Source organism: Sphingomonas phyllosphaerae (assembly GCF_036946485.1).
In the GTDB taxonomy this organism is placed as follows: domain Bacteria; phylum Pseudomonadota; class Alphaproteobacteria; order Sphingomonadales; family Sphingomonadaceae; genus Sphingomonas; species Sphingomonas phyllosphaerae_E.
Genome location: NZ_JAQIJA010000005.1, coordinates 255,042 through 272,561, shown reverse-complemented (window position 1 = coordinate 272,561; position 17,520 = coordinate 255,042). Strand labels below are relative to the sequence as shown.

Sequence of the window (17,520 nt, the reverse complement as noted above, 5' to 3'; positions counted from 1 at the left end):
GGCCGCGGTGCCGGCACCCAAAGGAATGTAATGACACCGAAGAATAACGAGCTTCTTTTCTGCGCGCTGGGCGGGTCCGGCGAAATCGGCATGAACGTGATCCTGTACGGCCATGCCGGCAAATGGCTGATGGTCGATTGCGGCGTGACCTTCGCCGACGCACATTATCCGGGGATCGACGTGATCCTGCCCGATCTGCGCTTCATCGAGGAGCGGATCGACGATCTGGTCGGGATCGTGCTGACGCATGGTCACGAGGATCATATCGGCGCGCTGCCGTATCTCGCCGAAGACCTGGGCGTGCCGATCTACGCGACGCCGTTCACCGCCGGGCTGGTGCTCGGCAAGCTGGAGGAGGAGCGCATCGAGGACCGGGTGAAGATCCGGCTGGTCGAGGCGCGCAAGTCGTTCAAGGTCGGCCCGTTCGAGGTCGAGGTCGTGCCGCTGTCGCACTCGATTCCGGAGGCGAACGCGCTGGTGATCGGCACCCCGGCGGGCAAGGTGTTCCACACGGGCGACTGGAAGCTCGATCCGACCCCGGTGATCGGCCAGCCGGCGACCCCCGAGGAACTCGCCGAGATTGGCGCGGAGGGCATCGACGTGCTCGTCTGCGATTCGACCAACGTCTTCAATGCCGAAGCGTCGCCCAGCGAGGCGAGCGTGCGTGAGGGGCTCGCCAAGAGCGTTGCGCGTGCACGCGGGCGTGTGGTGGTGACAACCTTCGCGTCGAACGCGGCGCGGCTCCACACGCTCGGGCAGGTCGCGGAGGAGACCGGCCGCAAGCTGTGCGTGACCGGGCGCTCGCTCGACCGGATCATCCGCGTTGCCAAGGCGACCGGCTATCTCAAGAACTTTCCACAGACGATCGATGTCGATGCGGCGATGCGGCTGCCCAAGAACCGCGTGCTGATCGTCGCCACCGGCGGGCAGGGCGAGGAGCGCGCGGCGCTGGCGCGGATCGCGGCCGGCAGCCATCCGGTCCAGCTCGACATGGGCGACATGGTGATCTTCTCGTCCAAGCAGATCCCCGGCAACGAGGTCGCGATCGGGCGCATCCAGAACCAGCTCGCCGCGAAGGGCGTCGAGATGGTCACCGAGAAGCAGGCGCATGTCCACGTCTCGGGGCATCCGGGCCGGCCGGAGCTGGCGAAGATGTACGGCTGGCTGCGTCCGACCTCGCTGGTGCCGGTGCATGGCGAGATGCGCCACCTGATGGAGCATGCGCGCTACGGGCTTTCGCAGGGCGTCGCGAATACGATCGTCCAGACCAATGGCGACATGGTGCGGCTGGCGCCCGGCGCGCCGAAGAAGATCGGCAACGTGCCGATCGGACGGCTCGTGCTCGACGGCGATGTGATCCTGCCCGCCGATGGCAGCACGATCAACGAACGGCGGCGCGTCGCGGTCAACGGGCAGATCTCGGTCGGGATCGCGGTCGATCGCAACGGCCGCGCCGGCGGCACCCCCGAGGTGCGCGTTCAGGGCGTGCCGGTCGAGGAGGAGCGCGAGCCGTTCCTTGCCGACGCGGTCGAGGCGGCGGTCGAGGCGATGGCTGGGCGCCCGCGCGACCGCGAGCGGCTGCGCGAGGACGTGCGGCTGGCGGTGCGCAAGGTCGCGACGCGGTGGACCGGCAAGAAGCCGATCGTCGACGTCGTAATCGTGCAGGTCTGATCCGGCACGCCCGGCGGGAGGACGCGAGGTGCGCTGGACATCATTGTTGGCGATCTACGTCCTCTTCTGGGCGTTTTCGGTGTTTCTGGTCCTGCCGTTCGGGGTGCGCACCTCCGCCGAGGCGGGGGAGGCGCACATGCCCGGTACCGCCGAAAGCGCGCCGCACGAATTCTCGCTGAAACGGGTCATCGTGCGGACGACGATCGTCGCGACGACGCTGTTCACGCTGTTCGTCGCCAATTATGAGTTCGGTTGGGTTACGGCGCAGTCGCTCGACGTCATGGACGTGGCCAACGCGATCGACTGACGCGGGTTGTGGCGGCGCGTCGCTGGGCGGCGCAGGGAGTGATGATGACCGACGCCAGTGATCCGCGCCTCGTCGACGACGCCGGCCATGTGTGGCCGCGACTGTCGCCGCTCGCCACCGGGGTGCGCGGCTGTTGCCCGCGCTGCGGCAAGGGCGCGCTGTTCCGCGGCTTTCTGACGATCCGCGAGCGGTGCCCGGTGTGCGGGCTCGATTATTCCTATGCCGATCCGGCGGACGGGCCGGCGGTGTTCGTGCAATTGTTTGCGTGCCTGCCCGGCGTGATCTTCACGCTGATGTTCCAGATCCTCGCCGACCCGGCATGGTGGATGCATGTGCTGGTCAGTCTGCCGGTGCTGCTGGTCAGCACCGTGCTGCCGCTGCGGCCGATCAAGGGCTGGCTGGTGGCGAGCCAATTCTACTTCAAGGCGCGCGAAGGGCGGCTGGTGAAGGAGGAATAGCGGGCTTTGCCGATGCGCTGAGTCTTTAGCCTACGTGCTGGTGTGCGCTTTGGGGATACGATCTCAGGTCAAACCAGCCGATCGTCATTGCGAGCATAGCGAAGCAATCCAGGGCTGGACCAGGACGCCCTGGATTGCTTCGCTACGCTCGCAATGACGGATCGAGACGATGTGTTCGCGTCTTAAGGCTCCGAAGACGGCGCCCGTTAGACAAGCTCGACGCGAGTGGGCAGCGAGAAACGGTAATTCAGTCGACGAGCGGGTAGAGCGCAGCGGCGATGCGGCGTTCCTCGGCGCGCAGCACGCCCCAGGCGCGCGCGGCGGCACGGCTGTCCATCGCCTCGACCCCGATCCCGCGCGCTTCGAGCGCCGCGACCAGCGCGCGCGGCGGGCGGCGCAGGTCGGCGCCGGTGCCGAGCAGCACGAACTCGATCGCCTCGCCCAGCAACGGCGCCAGCGCCGCCTCGTCCAGCGAATCGAACGGCGGCGGGGTCCAGCCGTCGGCGCGCGTCGCGGTCAGCAGCAGCGCGGGATAGACGCCCATCGTCCCGTCCGGCGCGTCGACCTTGAAGCCGGCCGGGCCGAAGCCGCGGACCAGCGGGCCGGCGGCGTCACGCTCGCGGTCCATTCTCATCGTGCGTGCTCCCCGACGCGGGTCAGGCGCGCGGCCCGACGCGCTCCGCATTGTCGGCGATACTCTTGCCGCGCACTGGCTTCTCGTTCTCCGGCTCGGCGCGCAGGCCGAGCGTGATGAGCAGCGAGGATGACACGTAGATCGACGAATAGGTGCCGACGACGATGCCGAGCGTCATCGCTGCGGTGAAGCCGCGCAGCACGTGCCCGCCGAGGAACAGCAACGCGGCGAGTGCGAGGAGGATCGTCACCGAGGTCATGACCGTCCGGGGGAGGGTTTCGTTGACCGACAGGTTGATGATCTCGCGCATTTCCATCTTGCGATAGCGGCGCATGTTCTCGCGGATACGGTCGTCGATGACGATCTTGTCGTTGATCGAATAGCCGATGATCGTCAGCACCGCCGCGACGATGTTGAGGTCGAACTCGAACTGCGTCAGCGCGAAGAAGCCGAGCGTCATCAACAAATCGTGGACGATTGCGACGATCGTCGACACGCCGAACTGCCACTCGAAGCGGAAGATCGCGAACAGCCCGATGCCGAGGATCGCGAGCACCACCGCGAGCACGCCGTTGCGGATCAGCTCGCCCGACACCTTGCCCGACACCGTCGAATAGCGGCGGAACTCGGCACCCGGAAACGCCTGCAACAGCGACGCCTCGACCTTACGGACGGCGCGGTTGGTGGCGCCTTCATCGCCACCCTGTTGGACGGGTAGGCGGATCGTCACGGTGCGCGGATCGCCGAACTGCTGGAGCGCGGCTTCGCCGACGCCCTGCGCATCGACGACGCTGCGGACCTTGTTGAGGTCGGGCGCCTGTGCGAACCGTTCCTCGATCATCAGGCCGCCTTCGAAGTCGACGCCGAAGTTCAGCCCCTTGTAGAAGGTGATTCCGACCGCCAGCACGCTGAGCAACAGCGTCAGGCCGAACGCCAGCCCGCGCAGGCGGACGAAATCGATATTGGTGTCGTCGGGGACGAGCTTGAGCAGTTTCATGACGGCCTCGCCGCCCCGGCCGCAGCCGGGGTCCGGTTAGGGGAGAGAAGGGCGGGGGCGATCATATGTTGATCGTCTTCGGCTTGGCGCGGCGCAGCCAGCCCGCGACCAGCATCCGCGTGAAGGTGACCGCGGTGAACACGCTGGTGGCGATGCCGATCAGCAGCACGACCGCAAAACCCTTTACCGGGCCGGAGCCGAGCACGAACATGATGATGCCCGAGATCGCGTGCGTCACGTTCGCCTCGAAGATCGTGCGGCTCGCCTCCTTATAGCCCAGCTCGACCGCCTGCACCACGTTGCGCCCGCGGTGGCGCTCCTCGCGGATACGCTCGTTAATGAGCACGTTGGCGTCGACTGCGGTGCCGATCGTCAACACGAAGCCCGCGATGCCCGGCAACGTCAACGTGCCCTTGAGCAGCGCCATGACGCCGAGGATGACGAACACGTTGATGACCACCGCGAGGTTCGCATAGACGCCGAATCGCCCGTAGGTGACCAGCATGAACGCCACGACCAGCGCGACCGCGACCGCGGAGGCGAGGATGCCGGCGCGGATCGAGTCGGCACCGAGGTCCGGCCCGACCGTCGATTCCTCGACGATCTTGAGGTCGACCGGCAGCTTGCCCGAGCGCAGCGCGATCGCGAGCTGGTTGGCGCTCTCGACCGTGAAGCCGCCGTTGATCGCGGCGCGACCGCCGATGATCGGCTCGTTGATGTTCGGGGCGGAAATCACGCTGTTGTCGACGATGATCGCGAACGGCTTGCCGACATTCTCCTGCGTGGTGCGCGCGAAACGGCGACCGCCCTGGCTGTCGAAGGTCATCGACACCTGCGGCGCGTTGGTCTGCGGCTCGAACTCCTGCCGCGCGTCGCTCAGCATGTCGCCGGTGATGATCGCCTGCCGCTTCACCGCGATCAGCGGGATGCCCGACGGATTGTTGGGGTAGGGCAGGATCTGGTCGCCGGCCGGCGCCTGACCCTTGGCGAGCGCCTGCGGATCGGCGTTGACGTCGACCAGCTTGAATTCGAGCTTGGCGGTCTTGCCGAGCAGGTCCTTGAGCGCCTGCGGGTCCTGAAGGCCCGGCACCTGCACGACGATGCGGTTGCTGCCCTGCCGGATGATCGTCGGCTCGCGCGTGCCCATCTCGTCGATACGGCGGCGCACGACCTCGGTCGCGTCGCCCATCGCGGTCTCGACCGCCTGCTTCAGACCCTCGGCGGTCGGCGTCAGCACGAAGCGGCTGGTGTCGACGACCTGGATGTCCCACTGGCGCTGGCCGGTCATGCCCGCGCCGGTGCCGGTGATCTGGAGCAGCCGCTCGCGCGCGGCGTCGACCTGGCGTGGATCGCGCAGCAGGAACGACAGCTGCCCGCCGCGGCTGGAGATTTCGCCGATTTCGATGCGCGGGTTCTGGCGGCGCATTTCGGTCTGCACCTGCTCACGCATCGCCTCGACGCGAGTCGCGGCGACGTCGTTGGTGTCGGCCTCGAGCAGCAGATAGCTGCCCCCGGCCAGATCCAGCCCCTTGTTGACGCGCGGAAGATTGATCCCCCACGCCTGCGTCACGCTTTCGGGAATGAAGGTCGGGATCGACAGCGACACCAACGCCGCGAGCAGCAGCCAGATGCCGGCGACCTTCCAGCGGGGGAAGTCCAGCATGTCAGTCGTTCGCCGGCTTGCCGCCGAGCGGCGTCACCTCGGCAAGCGTCGCCTTGACGACGCGCACGCGGGTGTTGGGCGCGATCTCGACCTCGACGGCCTCGTCCTCGACGCGCGTGACCTTGCCGATCAGCCCGCCGGCGGTGACGACCGAATCGCCCTTCTTCACGCCCGCGACCGCCGTCTGGAGCGCCTTCATGCGGCGTTGCTGCGGGCGGATCATCAGGAAGTAGAAGACGACGAAGACGAGGAGCAGCGGCGCGAGGCTGATGAAGCCGGCGAGGCCGCCGCCCTGGGCGGCGCCGCTGGCGGTCTGCGCATAAGCGGGAGAGATGAGCATCGGTTTCCGTGCATGACCGTTGGGCGGCCGGGAGACGGCCGCGCGAAGTCGCTGCCGCTATCATCGCGGCGCGCCGCGCGCAACATGCGCCCGACCCCGCTGCCTCGACACGGCGTTCCAATGCGCTTGCATCGCGCCGCGACCAGGCGTAGAGGCGCCCCCTCGGTCGGGGCGTAGCGCAGCCTGGTAGCGCATCACACTGGGGGTGTGGGGGTCGCAGGTTCGAATCCTGTCGCCCCGACCAATCATTACAAATCAATGATTTCCGTTCCGTCGCGGGGCCGCGGCTGGTAGGATGTGCGTCGCACCGTTCGACGCGACTCCGGGGCTCTCGCGCCCGGCTCCCGCGCCTCCGGTGCGTGGAGGTCAGATGGCGTCAGCCGCGGAACCCGTTCTTGCTCCCTGCGCGGATCACGCGCGCCCGCCGCCATGAGCATGACGCCCGGCCCGCCACCGCCGCGCGTGACGATCGACCGCAGCGATCCCGTGCATCGACGGCTCGAACAGCTCTCGCCGGGGCTGGCCGCGACGATCGGTCTGCACAGCCGGCGCTACTCGCCGCGTATCGTCCGCTCGCGCCGCGAGATCGTCCATGACGGCGAGCCGGTGAGCGGCGTCTGGGCGCTACGCGCGGGTTGGGCGGCGCTGGTGCGGCACTTCGCGGACGGGCGGCGGCAGATCGAACATGTGCTGTTGCCCGGCGACCCGCTGCCGCTGGAGCGCGAGGCGACGTATCCGGCCACGATCGTGGCGCTGACGCCGGTGACGCTGATCGATCTCGACGGACCCTGGCTGTCCGACCCGGCGCTGCTCGACGACGTGCTGCGACGGCATACGATGGCGACCGTCCACCATCTGCTCGACGCCACCGCGCGGCTCGGGCGGCAGGTGGCGATCGAGCGATTCGCGCACCTGCTGCTGGAGTTGCGCGATCGCCTTCGCGGAGTGGGGCTGGCGACCGACACGCATTTCAGGATGCCGCTGACGCAGGAGATGCTCGCCGACACGCTGGGGCTGACCAGCGTTCACGTGAACCGCACGCTGCAGATGATGCGTCAGCAGCAGTTGATCGAGCTGGAAGGGCGGGAAGTGACGCTGTTGCAGCCGGGCGAGTTGGCACGGATGGCGGATTATCCGTCGCCGGCCGTGCCGCCGGTTGCTATGCGCTGAGCGATGATCGGCGAGGAAAAGAAGCGCGCGCCCCGGTGGTTCCGCCTTGCGGCGCTGGTACTGGTGCTGTGGGGCGCGATGGGCGTTTCGGCGTGCGTCAGCCAGTTGCGGTACGGCGCGGAAGCGATGGGCGCGGCGAGCGATTACGACCGCGCCTTGTTCGCGAAGCTACCGCTCTGGTATCGCGCCGATTATGCGATCGCGACCGGTACGATGCTGGCGGGCGCGCTGGCATTGCTGCTCCGGTCGCGCCTTGCGGTTGGCTTGTTGACGGTGTCGCTGGTCGCGGTGCTGATCCAATTCGGCTGGATGTTCGCGATGACCGACATCCTCGCGGTCAAGGGCCCGTACACGCTCTACTTCCCGCTGCTCATCATGGCGATCGGCGCGCTGGCGCTGCAACTGGCGCATGTCGCGCGCCGACGCGGCTGGATCGTTTGACCCGCGTGGCGTAGCAGGGCGCGATGTCCACGACCTTCACCATCGACACCGCCACCAGCCGAGCGACGCCGGTCGCCGCGCCGATGAAGCGGCTGACCGTCCCGGCCATCCGTTCGCGCAAGGCGACCATCGCGGCGGGCAAGGGCGAACCGCTCGTCATGCTGACCGCCTATACGGTGCGGATGGCGCAACTCATGGACCCGCATTGCGACATGCTGCTGGTCGGCGACAGCCTGGGGCAGGTGATCTACGGTCTGCCCTCGACGGTGCCGGTCACGCTGGAGATGATGGCGGCGCACGGCGCGGCGGTGGTGCGCGGCAGCCATCATGCGCTGGTCGTCGTCGACATGCCGTTCGGCAGTTACGAGGCGTCCTCGGCGCAGGCCTTCGAAAGCGCGGCGCTGTTGATGAAGCAGACCGGCGCGGCGGCGGTGAAGCTGGAGGGTGGCGTCGCGATGGCGCCGACCGTACAGTTCCTGTCGGAGCGCGGCATCCCGGTCGTCGGGCATATCGGGCTGACGCCGCAGGCGGTGAACGCGCTGGGCGGCTATGGCGCGCGCGGGCGCAGCCCGGCCGAGGCGCGCAAGATCGTCGCCGATGCGCGCGCGGTCGCCGAGGCGGGCGCGTTCGCATTGGTGATCGAGGGGGTGGTCGAGCCGATCGCGGTCGAGATCACGCGCACGATCGACATCCCGACGATCGGCATCGGCGCATCGGCGAGCTGCGATGGGCAGGTGCTGGTCGCCGAGGATATGCTCGGGCTGTTCGAGCGCACGCCGCGTTTCGTGAAGCGCTACGGCGACATGGCGACGTTCGTCGCCGAGCGGGCGGAGCGATATGCCGCCGAGGTCCGTGCGCGCGCCTTTCCCGGTCCGGAGCAACTGTATCCGCCAAAGGACTAGGCGGGCCTTCCGTTTATCCCGGCGAACCGCTACACGCCGGGCGTTTTTCCGTGAAGCCCGGAGTATTCGGTGGCCCTGACGCCGCAAAACAATGAAGCGTTCCTGCGCGAGGTCGATGACGAACTGCGTCGCGATCAGGCGCTGCACGTCTGGCGCCGCTACGGCGTGGCGCTGATCGCCGCGGTCGTGATCGCGCTCGCGGCGTTCGGCGCCTATCTGTTCTGGCAGCATCGTCAGGAACAGGCCGCCGGGCGCGAGGGCGAGCAGTTGCAGACGGCGTACGATGCGCTCGCCGCCAACGACACGAAGGCGGCTGGCGAGACGCTGGCGACGCTGACCCAGTCCAAGCGCGACGGATACCGGGTGCTGGCGACGTTCACGCAGGCCGACGTGCTCCTCCAGAAGAACGACCTGAAGGGCGCGGCCGCCAAGTTCGCCAGCGTCGCGCAGGATGCGTCGGTGGCGCAGCCGTTCCGCGACCTCGCGCTGATCCGCCAGACCAGCGCCGAGTTCGACACGCTGAAGCCCGAGGTGGTCGCGGAGCGGATGCGTCCGCTGGCGGTTGCGGGCAATCCGTGGCTGGGCAGCGCGGGCGAGCTGATGGCCGCCGCCTATCTGCAACAGGGGCGTCGCGATCTCGCCGCGCAGGTGTTCGCGCGGATCGCCGCCGACACGCAGGTGCCGTCCTCGCTGCGTCAACGTGCGGTTCAGATGGCGGGCGTATTGGACGAAAAGGCGACGCCCGCGTCGCCGACGGCCGCCGGTGCCGCCGCACCGGCCAAGAACGAAGGTAACACGACGCGATGACGACACGGGTGGCGACCGGCCTGGCGCTCGCCGCGCTGGTGGGGCTGAGCGGCTGCGGCATCTTCAAGGGCGCGCCCAAGAAGACCCCGACGGTGGGACAGCGCGTTCCGATCCTCATGTCGGAGAATCAGGCGACCGTCGACAAGGGGCTGGAGAACGTTCCGGTCACGCTGCCGGTCGGCGTCGCCAACGACGCCTGGACGCAGCCGGGCGGCAATGCCGCCAAGTCGATGGGCAATCTGCTGCTCGCTTCGGCGACCCCGGCGAAGGCGTGGAGCGCGCAGATCAACGGCGGCAACAACCGCGCGCGGCTCGCGGCCGGGCCGGTGGTGGCCGAGAACAAGCTGTTCGTCGTCGACGTCGATGCGACGCTGCACGCCTTCTCCGCCGATGGCGGCGCGGCGCTGTGGACGCGCGTGCTGCCCGACACCGAGGAAAACAAGAACGCGCGGTTCGGCGGCGGGGTCAGCTATGACGAGGGCAAGCTGTACGCCACCGACGGGCTCGGCGACGTCGTTGCGGTCAACGCCGCCGACGGCGCGGTGCTGTGGCGCGCGAAGCCGGGCGGCCCGCTGCGCGGCGCGCCGACCGTCGCCAACGGCCAGGTCTATGTACTGAGCCAGGACAATCAGATCTTTGCGCTCGATCAGGGCGATGGCAAGGTCGTCTGGACGCAGTCGGCCAGCCTCGAGACGCAGGGCGTGTTCGGCGTCGCCGCGCCGGCGGCCAGCTCGGGCACCGTCATCGCGGGCTTTTCGAGCGGCGAGCTGAATGCCTATCGTTACGAGAACGGCCGGACGCTGTGGCAGGACGCGCTGTCGCGCACCTCGATCACCACCTCGGTGTCGAGCCTTGCGGACATCGACGCCGATCCGGTGATCGACGATGGCCGCGTCTATTCGATCGGCGAGGGCGGCCGTATGGTCGCGCTGGAAATCGCCACCGGGCAGCGCGCGTGGGAGCAGAATCTCGCCGGTATCTCGACGCCATGGGTGGCAGGCGAGTGGATCTTCATCGTCACCGACGATGCCAAGCTGGTGTGCCTGTCGCGCGCCAACGGCAAGCTGCGCTGGATCAGCCAGTTGCGCGCCTTCAAGAACGAGGAAAAGCGCAACGATCCGTACAATTGGTTCGGGCCGGTGCTGGCGGGCGACAAATTGTGGCTCACCAACTCGCGTGGCGAGCTGGTCGGCGCGTCGGTGACCGACGGTAGCGTGCAGACGACGATCCAGGCGGGCGATCAATTCTCGATGGCGCCGATCGTCGCCAACCAGACGCTCTACACGCTCGACGAAAAGGGTGTGATCACCGCCTGGCGGTAAGTCGGCGATCTTAACTAAACTTCGTCGCCCCGGACTTGATCCGGGGCCCCGCTTTCTGCTCCAGGGAGTTGAGAAGCGGGGCCCCGGGTCAAGCCCGGGGCGATGTGCAAGTGTGAGGCCGGTACAGCGCACCGCCACCCGCCCCTATCCCCCGCGCCGATAAGTCTCTAGGTCACCCACATGTCCCGCCTTCCTACCGTCGCGATCGTCGGCCGTCCCAATGTCGGCAAGTCGACGCTGTTCAATCGCCTCGTCGGCAAGAGGCTCGCGCTGGTCGACGACCGGCCCGGCGTCACCCGCGACCGGCGCGAGGGCGACGCGCATCTGCTCGGGCTCGACTTCCGGGTCGTCGACACTGCGGGCTATGAGGACGAGGATCCCAACACCTTGCCGGGCCGGATGCGGCAGCAGACGCAGGCGGCGGTTGACGCCGCCGACGTCGCACTGTTCGTGATCGACGCGCGCGCCGGCGTTGTCCCGCTCGACGAGGAGATCGCGCGCTGGCTGCGCGGATCGGACACGCCGATCGTGCTGATGGCCAACAAGGCCGAGGGGCGCGCGGGCGAGGGCGGCTTCTACGAGGCGATGGCGCTCGGCTTCGGTGATCCGGTCGCCTTTTCCGCCGAACATGGCGAGGGAATCGTCGAGCTGTTCGAGGCGCTGCTGCCGCATCTCGACCCGCTCCAGCCCGAGCCCGAAGAACCGATCGACATCGAGAGCCCCGATGCGCCGCTCAAGCTGGCGATCGTCGGTCGGCCGAACGCGGGCAAGTCGACGCTCGTCAACCGGATGCTGGGCGAGGACCGGATGATCACCGGCCCGGAGGCGGGGATCACGCGCGATTCGATCGCGATCGACTGGACCTGGGAGGGGCCGGACGGCCCGCGGCAGGTGCGGCTGATCGACACCGCCGGGATGCGCAAGCGCGCCAAGGTGCAGGACAAGCTGGAGAAGCTGTCGGTCGCCGATGCGCTGCACGCGGTCGACTTCGCCGAGGTGGTGGTGCTGCTGCTCGACGCGACGCTCGGGCTGGAGGCGCAGGACCTGCGCATCGCCGATCGCGTGCTGGAAGAGGGCCGCGCGCTGGTGATCGCGCTCAACAAATGGGACGTGGCGGAGAATGCCTCCAGCCTGTTCAACGGCGTCAAGAAGGCGCTCGACGAAGGGCTGGCGCAGGTCAAGGGCGTGCCGCTGCTCGCGGTATCGGCGGCGACCGGCAAGGGCATCGACCAATTGATCGCGGCGGCGTTCGAGACGCGCGAGGCATGGTCGCGTCGCGTCGGCACCGGCGAGCTGAACCGCTGGTTCGAGCGCGCGATCGAGGCCAACCCGCCCCCTGCGCCGGGCGGCAAGCGGATCAAGCTGCGCTATTTGACGCAGGCCAAGACGCGCCCGCCGGGCTTCGTGCTGTTCGGCACGCGCGTCGATGAACTGCCGATGAGCTACCAGCGCTACCTCATCAACGGCATTCGCCGCGAACTGGGGTTCGGCGCGGTACCGGTGCGGCTGATGCTGCGCGCGCCGAAGAATCCGTTCGGCAAATAGCGCGCGCTTACCCGGCGTTTACCGGTCGCGGTTATCCGTGAGCGCAGGTGTCCGGGGAGACGTAGGTGTCGGTGGAAGCGAGCAATCTGGTCGATGGTCCGGCGCTGGCGCGTGCCCGTGCCGAGCTGGGGGCCGGCTTCGCGCGCATCCTCGGCTATTTCCGCGAAGACGGCATCAAGTCGCTGACGACGCTCGAAGAAGCGGTGCGGAAGGCGAATGCGGTGGCGATGGTCATCCCGGCGCATACGCTAAAGGGCGAGGCGCGGCAGTTCGGCGCGTTGGCGCTGGCGACGCTTGCCGAGAAGATCGAGGATCACGCCCGGCTGTGCATCGAACATCACGATTCGCCCGAGGGTGCGATCGAGGATGTCGTGGCGCTGCGGCCCTTGTTGTTACAGACGCTGGCGCTGCTGGAGCGCGAGGCGGGCGTGACGGTCGCGACCGCGCCGGTGGCGGTGACTCCGCCTGCCGCCGCGGCACCGACCTTCGTGCCGCCCTCTTCGGCGATGCGTCCGCGCGGTCCGGGCGGGTTTGGCCGCAAGATCGGCTGAGAAACGACGCTGGGCTCGGTCCTTTTACCGCAGCCGCCGCCCCGAATCCGATCCGATCCGGGGCGATGGGGTAGATCAGCCCTTCAGATAGGGTGCTGCGCCGCTTTCCGGCTTGTCATGCTCGCTGATCGAATTGAGCTGGATGTAATTGTGGATGCCCATCCGCTCGATCATCTCGAACTGGCGTTCCAGCGTATCGACATGCTCTTCCTCGCTGGCGAGGATGCGCGCGAACAGCTCGCGGCTGACGAAGTCCTTCACTTCCTCGCAATAGGCGATCGCGGCCTTGAGCTGCGCGACGGCTTCGATCTCCATCGCGAGATCGGCCTTGAGGATCTCCTCGACCGTCTCACCGATCCGCAACCGGCCGAGCAACTGGAAGTTGGGCAGTCCGTCGAGGAACAGGATGCGCTCCGCCAGCCAGTCGGCGTGCTTCATCTCGTCGATCGATTCGTGGCGCTCGAACTCGGCGAGCTTGTACACGCCCCAGTGATCGAACAGACGGTAATGCAACCAATATTGGTTGATGGCGGTGAGCTCGTTCCTGAGCGACTCGTTCAAAAACTCGATGACTTTGGGATCACCCTTCATTGTATTCGTCTCCAAAAGAATGGAAGTCGAATACAGACACGGGTGCTTCGGCGGAAGCCGGAAAACTCTATCGATAGAAGATGAGAGCGCTACGCAGCCGCACGTTCCTGTTCGATGATTTCACGTGCGAACGCGACGCACTGTCCGCATTTTGCTTGTCGACCGTAACAGCGATAGGCTTGGCACGCCGTGGTCGCGCCGGCACGTGCCGCCTCGCGTACCTGGCATTCGCGAATCGCATTGCAGACGCAAACGACCATAACCGCTCCTCGTTGATGGCCCCGAGTAGCGATAATGCGAATATGTCGCAAGCTAGTTTGCGTCGCGTTCGCAAGAACTGCGACGAAGCGTGATCCATGTGCCACGTGCCGCACATCGCCACAGCCACTCCGCCGGTCCATGGCGGAAGCGTGTGAGCCACCAGCGCGGCCAGACCAGCATCGCCGTCCATGCGGGAAGCAGCAGCAGGTAGAGCGCCGCGCGGTCCCAGCGGGCGAACTGTCCCGCGCCCCAGCCGTAGAACAGTGCGGTAAAGGCGACGCTGCACGCCAGATAATTGCTGAGCGCCACCCGCCCGGCGGCAGCGAGGCGACCCTCGCGAACCGTCAGCAGCAAGAGCGCGGCATAGCCCGCCACCGTCACGGGACGGAGCAGCGGCGCGACGACGAAGCTGGCGAGGACGATAGTGTGCGCGTCGAAATCCCGCGCGATCGTGTGCACGGCGAACAGTGCGAAGATCGGGAGCGTGGTGAGCAGCGCCACCGCCGCGACCTGCGCGTAGCGGCGGCGCGACCACGCACCGGTAAGGAAGCCGCTGCGCAGGCCCGCCATGCCGAGCAGCATATAGGCGAGTGTCTCGGGACCGTTGGCGAGGAAGGCGGTGAACGGCCCGGCTTCCTCGTACCAGCGCCACGCGATGTTGCTGCGCCAACCACCGCGCATCGCGACGATTTCGCGCGCCAGATCGGCGGCGGTGGAGCGCCCGAATACGCGCTCGACGGCGCTGCCGAGGCTCGCGATCGCCAAGCCGTTGGCAAGCGCGAGCAACAGGCAGGCGGCGGCCGCGAACAACAGCAAGCGCAGCGGCGCGGCGCTGAACAACAGGGCGACACAGCCGACCAGCGCATACAGGCTGAGAATGTCGCCGCTCCAGACGAAATAGAGGTGTGCGCAGCCGATCGCGAACAATGTCGCCATGCGACGCAGGTGCAGCGCCGCGCCGTTGCCGCCGCGCGCGTCGGCGCGGTCGATGACGAGCAGCATCGATGCGCCGAACAGCATCGCGAACAGGCCGCGCATCTTGCCCTCGACGAGGACGTAGGTGAGCGCCCACGCGGTCACGTCGGCGGGGGCCGTTCCGCCCCAGGCCGCGGGGGAGAAATAGGCCGCGATCGGTAGCGCGAAGCCGGGCAGGTTGGCGATCAGGATGCCGAGCACCGCCGCGCCGCGCAGATGGTCGAGCGCGACGATGCGGGGGGCGGTCAACGTTTCACCCTTCCGTCGTTCCCGCGCAGGCGGGAATTCAGACGTGCTGCCGTTTGTGCTCCTGCCGACACGTCAGAGGATCTGGATTCCCGCCTGCGCGGGAATGACGAGGTGGTGCTTATAGCGCCGCCTCGGTGCTCATCAGCTTGGGGAAGAACCCCTCGTGCGCGGCGCGCAGCGCGTCGAGCGGGACGCAGAAGTCGCCGCCCGCCAGCTCGAAGATGATCCGCGTCCCGATCGTGCGGCCGAGCGGCTCGGCTTCGACGCCGGCATCAAGCGCCGCCTGCAGGAAATCGAGCAAGGCATGATCGTGGACCGTCACGACGTAGACGCCCTGATCCTCGGCGAACAGCGAGGCGGCGGTGTCATAGGGCAGCGCGCGGTCGATCATCGCGCCGATCCCGCCGGCCAGCGCCATCTCGGCGATCGTCACCGCGATTCCGCCATCGGACACGTCATGGACCGCGCCGAGATGCCCGGCGGCGATCTGTTCGCGGACGAAGTCGCCGGTGCGGCGCTCCAGATCGAGGTCGACGCGCGGCGGCGGGCCTTCCTCGCGGCCGTGCAGCTCGCGCAGCCACAGCGACTGGCCGAGGTGGCCCGAACGCGTGCCGACGACGACGATGATGTCGCCGGTCTGCTTGAACGCGATCGTCGCGTTCTTCTGCCAGTCCTTGAGCAGGCCGACGCCGCCGATCGCGGGGGTCGGCAGGATCGCCGACCCGCCGCCGGTCGCCTTCGATTCGTTGTACAGGCTGACGTTGCCGGACACGATCGGGAAGTCGAGCGCGCGGCACGCCTGCGCCATGCCGTCGAGGCAGCCGACGATCTGGCCCATGATCTCAGGTCGCTGCGGGTTGGCGAAGTTGAGGCAATTGGTGATCGCCAGCGGGGTCGCGCCGACCGCGGTCAGGTTGCGCCACGCCTCGGCGACCGCCTGCTTCCCGCCCTCGACCGGATCGGCGAAGCAATAGCGCGGGGTGCAGTCGGTGGTCATCGCCAGCGCCTTGTCCGTCCCGTGGACGCGCACCACCGCGCTGTCGCCGCCGGGGCGCTGGACGGTGTCGGCACCGACCATGTGGTCGTATTGCTCCCAGATCCAGCGGCGGCTGGCGATGTCGGGCGAGCCCATCAGCGCGAGCAGGTCGGCGGCCGGGTCCTTGCTCTCCGGCACGTCGACCAACGCCTTTGGGGCCGGGGTCGGGACGTGCGGGCGATCGTAGAGCGGGGCGTCGTCGGCGAGCGGGCCGAGCGGGATGTCGCAGACGGTCTCGCCCTTGAACTTCAGCACCATTCGGCCGGTGTCGGTGACATGGCCGATCACCGCGAAATCCAGCTCCCATTTCTCGAAGATCGCGCGCGCGAAATCCTCGCGGCCCGGCTTCAGGACCATGAGCATCCGCTCCTGCGACTCGCTGAGCATCATCTCGTAGGGCGTCATGCCCTCTTCGCGCTGCGGCACGTCGTCCATGATCAGCTCGATCCCGACGCCGCCCTTCGACGCCATCTCGACCGACGAGGAGGTGAGGCCGGCCGCGCCCATATCCTGGATCGCGACGATCGCGTCGGAGGCCATCAATTCGAGGCACGCCTCGATCAGCAGCTTCTCGGTGAACGGGTCGCCGACCTGCACGGTCGGGCGCTTGGCATCGGCGTCCTCGCCGAAGTCGGCCGAGGCCATCGTCGCGCCGTGGATGCCGTCGCGCCCGGTCTTCGAGCCGACATAGACGATCGGGTTGCCGATGCCGGAAGCGGCTGAATAGAAGATCTTGTCGGTTTCGGCGACGCCGACCGTCATCGCGTTGACGAGGATGTTGCCGTCATACGCCGGGTGAAAATTGACCTCGCCGCCGACCGTGGGCACGCCGACGCAATTGCCATAGCCGCCGATGCCGTGGACGACGCCCGAGATCAGGTGGCGCATCTTCGGATGGTCGGGGCGACCGAAGCGCAAGGCATTGAGATTGGCGACCGGTCGCGCGCCCATCGTGAACACGTCGCGCAGGATCCCGCCGACCCCGGTCGCCGCACCCTGATAGGGTTCGATGTACGAGGGGTGGTTGTGGCTCTCCATCTTGAAGATCGCCGCCTGCCCGTCGCCGATATCGACCACGCCGGCGTTCTCGCCGGGGCCGCAGATGACCTGCGGGCCTTCGGTCGGGAGCTTTTTCAGATGGATGCGGCTCGACTTGTAGCTGCAATGCTCGGACCACATCACCGAGAAGATGCCGAGTTCGACCAGATTGGGTTCGCGGCCGAGCGCACCCAGGACGCGCTCATATTCCTCGGGGGACAGGCCGTGGTCGGCGACGATCTGGGGCGTGATGACGGTCATGCCCGCGCGCATAGCGGGACGGGGGCGAGGATGCCAGATGCGGCGTGGCGGCGGGTGGATGTTGGCGATGTTTGCGCAGGATGAGGGTGTGAACGCGACTCATTCCCGCGGCCGAGGTGTCGGCGCGTGTCGAGGGTAGCAGATGTTGGAGAGTGTAGGACAGGCTGCCTTACGCGCCGTCGCCCCTGCGAAGGCAGGGGCCTATGGCTGTCGAGTTCGGGTGGGCGGGTCGACACAGCAGCGTCGCGTCTGTGTCAGGCCACGCCGACGGACGATACAGACATGGGCCCCTGCCTGCGCA

Annotated in this window: 18 protein-coding genes and 1 tRNA gene; 11 read left to right on the top strand and 8 right to left on the bottom strand. The window is 67.8% G+C overall.

Annotated elements, in window-relative coordinates; translation table 11 throughout:
• Positions 1-30 precede the first annotated feature (30 nt).
• From PGN16_RS09825 to PGN16_RS09815, 3 genes are read left to right on the top strand one after another with little or no spacing between them, the layout of a single operon-like run.
• On the top strand, positions 31-1,671 hold the full coding sequence (locus tag PGN16_RS09825) for a ribonuclease J (protein ID WP_335309225.1): 1,641 nt from the start codon (positions 31-33) through the stop codon (positions 1,669-1,671).
• A 28-nt stretch (positions 1,672-1,699) separates the two neighbouring features.
• Positions 1,700-1,978 carry a DUF1467 family protein gene (locus tag PGN16_RS09820; RefSeq protein WP_335309224.1) on the top strand — a complete coding sequence of 93 codons (279 nt, stop codon included), beginning with the start codon at positions 1,700-1,702 and terminating at the stop codon, positions 1,976-1,978.
• A 44-nt stretch (positions 1,979-2,022) separates the two neighbouring features.
• Positions 2,023-2,436 carry a DUF983 domain-containing protein gene (locus PGN16_RS09815; protein ID WP_335309223.1) on the top strand — a complete coding sequence of 138 codons (414 nt, stop codon included), beginning with the start codon at positions 2,023-2,025 and terminating at the stop codon, positions 2,434-2,436.
• Positions 2,437-2,683: 247 nt separating this feature from the next.
• Here the strand turns inward: PGN16_RS09815 and PGN16_RS09810 are convergent, their stop codons facing one another.
• The 4 genes from PGN16_RS09810 to yajC all read right to left on the bottom strand — a co-directional run bounded on the left by PGN16_RS09810 (position 2,684) and on the right by yajC (position 6,070).
• Positions 2,684-3,070 (bottom strand): Mth938-like domain-containing protein, encoded by a 387-nt coding sequence (locus PGN16_RS09810; RefSeq protein WP_335309222.1) that lies wholly within the window; start codon positions 3,068-3,070, stop codon positions 2,684-2,686.
• A 22-nt stretch (positions 3,071-3,092) separates the two neighbouring features.
• Entirely contained in the window at positions 3,093-4,067 is a 975-nt protein-coding gene (secF, locus tag PGN16_RS09805) for a protein translocase subunit SecF (RefSeq protein ID WP_335309221.1), read from the bottom strand.
• Between the two features lie 61 nt (positions 4,068-4,128).
• Complete coding sequence (gene secD, locus PGN16_RS09800; protein ID WP_335309220.1) at positions 4,129-5,730, bottom strand: protein translocase subunit SecD; 1,602 nt, start codon at positions 5,728-5,730, stop codon at positions 4,129-4,131.
• A 1-nt stretch (position 5,731) separates the two neighbouring features.
• Positions 5,732-6,070: a preprotein translocase subunit YajC gene (gene yajC, locus PGN16_RS09795; RefSeq protein ID WP_335309219.1), complete on the bottom strand. Its 339-nt coding sequence runs from the start codon at positions 6,068-6,070 to the stop codon at positions 5,732-5,734.
• 167 nt (positions 6,071-6,237) lie between these two features.
• Between yajC and PGN16_RS09790 the strand changes: the two genes are divergently transcribed.
• The 8 genes from PGN16_RS09790 (at position 6,238) to PGN16_RS09755 (ending at position 12,808) form a co-directional block, all read left to right on the top strand.
• Positions 6,238-6,314: transfer RNA gene (locus PGN16_RS09790), tRNA-Pro, on the top strand.
• Between the two features lie 185 nt (positions 6,315-6,499).
• On the top strand, positions 6,500-7,240 hold the full coding sequence (locus PGN16_RS09785) for a Crp/Fnr family transcriptional regulator (protein ID WP_335309218.1): 741 nt from the start codon (positions 6,500-6,502) through the stop codon (positions 7,238-7,240).
• Between the two features lie 3 nt (positions 7,241-7,243).
• Positions 7,244-7,681 (top strand): hypothetical protein, encoded by a 438-nt coding sequence (locus tag PGN16_RS09780; protein WP_335309217.1) that lies wholly within the window; start codon positions 7,244-7,246, stop codon positions 7,679-7,681.
• A 23-nt stretch (positions 7,682-7,704) separates the two neighbouring features.
• Positions 7,705-8,583: a 3-methyl-2-oxobutanoate hydroxymethyltransferase gene (gene panB, locus PGN16_RS09775; RefSeq protein WP_335309216.1), complete on the top strand. Its 879-nt coding sequence runs from the start codon at positions 7,705-7,707 to the stop codon at positions 8,581-8,583.
• Positions 8,584-8,652: 69 nt separating this feature from the next.
• Complete coding sequence (locus PGN16_RS09770) at positions 8,653-9,390, top strand: tetratricopeptide repeat protein (RefSeq protein WP_335309215.1); 738 nt, start codon at positions 8,653-8,655, stop codon at positions 9,388-9,390.
• Positions 9,387-10,712, top strand: a complete 1,326-nt coding sequence (locus PGN16_RS09765) for a PQQ-like beta-propeller repeat protein (protein WP_335309214.1) — start codon at positions 9,387-9,389, stop codon at positions 10,710-10,712. The genes PGN16_RS09770 and PGN16_RS09765 overlap by 4 nt, the downstream gene beginning before the upstream one ends.
• A 180-nt stretch (positions 10,713-10,892) precedes the next feature.
• Positions 10,893-12,257 carry a ribosome biogenesis GTPase Der gene (gene der / locus PGN16_RS09760; RefSeq protein ID WP_335309213.1) on the top strand — a complete coding sequence of 455 codons (1,365 nt, stop codon included), beginning with the start codon at positions 10,893-10,895 and terminating at the stop codon, positions 12,255-12,257.
• 65 nt (positions 12,258-12,322) lie between these two features.
• Complete coding sequence (locus tag PGN16_RS09755) at positions 12,323-12,808, top strand: Hpt domain-containing protein (protein WP_335309212.1); 486 nt, start codon at positions 12,323-12,325, stop codon at positions 12,806-12,808.
• A 75-nt stretch (positions 12,809-12,883) separates the two neighbouring features.
• Here the strand turns inward: PGN16_RS09755 and bfr are convergent, their stop codons facing one another.
• From bfr to purL, 4 genes are all read right to left on the bottom strand, one after another.
• Positions 12,884-13,399: a bacterioferritin gene (gene bfr / locus PGN16_RS09750; protein ID WP_058755479.1), complete on the bottom strand. Its 516-nt coding sequence runs from the start codon at positions 13,397-13,399 to the stop codon at positions 12,884-12,886.
• Between the two features lie 89 nt (positions 13,400-13,488).
• A complete protein-coding gene (locus tag PGN16_RS09745) occupies positions 13,489-13,659 on the bottom strand; it encodes a (2Fe-2S)-binding protein (protein WP_028966957.1) in 171 nt (56 codons plus the stop codon).
• A gap of 52 nt (positions 13,660-13,711) precedes the next feature.
• Positions 13,712-14,884, bottom strand: coding sequence for a DUF418 domain-containing protein (locus tag PGN16_RS09740; protein ID WP_335309211.1), 1,173 nt, complete (start codon positions 14,882-14,884; stop codon positions 13,712-13,714).
• Positions 14,885-15,002: 118 nt separating this feature from the next.
• A complete protein-coding gene (gene purL / locus PGN16_RS09735) occupies positions 15,003-17,219 on the bottom strand; it encodes a phosphoribosylformylglycinamidine synthase subunit PurL (protein WP_335309210.1) in 2,217 nt (738 codons plus the stop codon).
• Between the last annotated feature and the right edge of the window lie 301 nt (positions 17,220-17,520).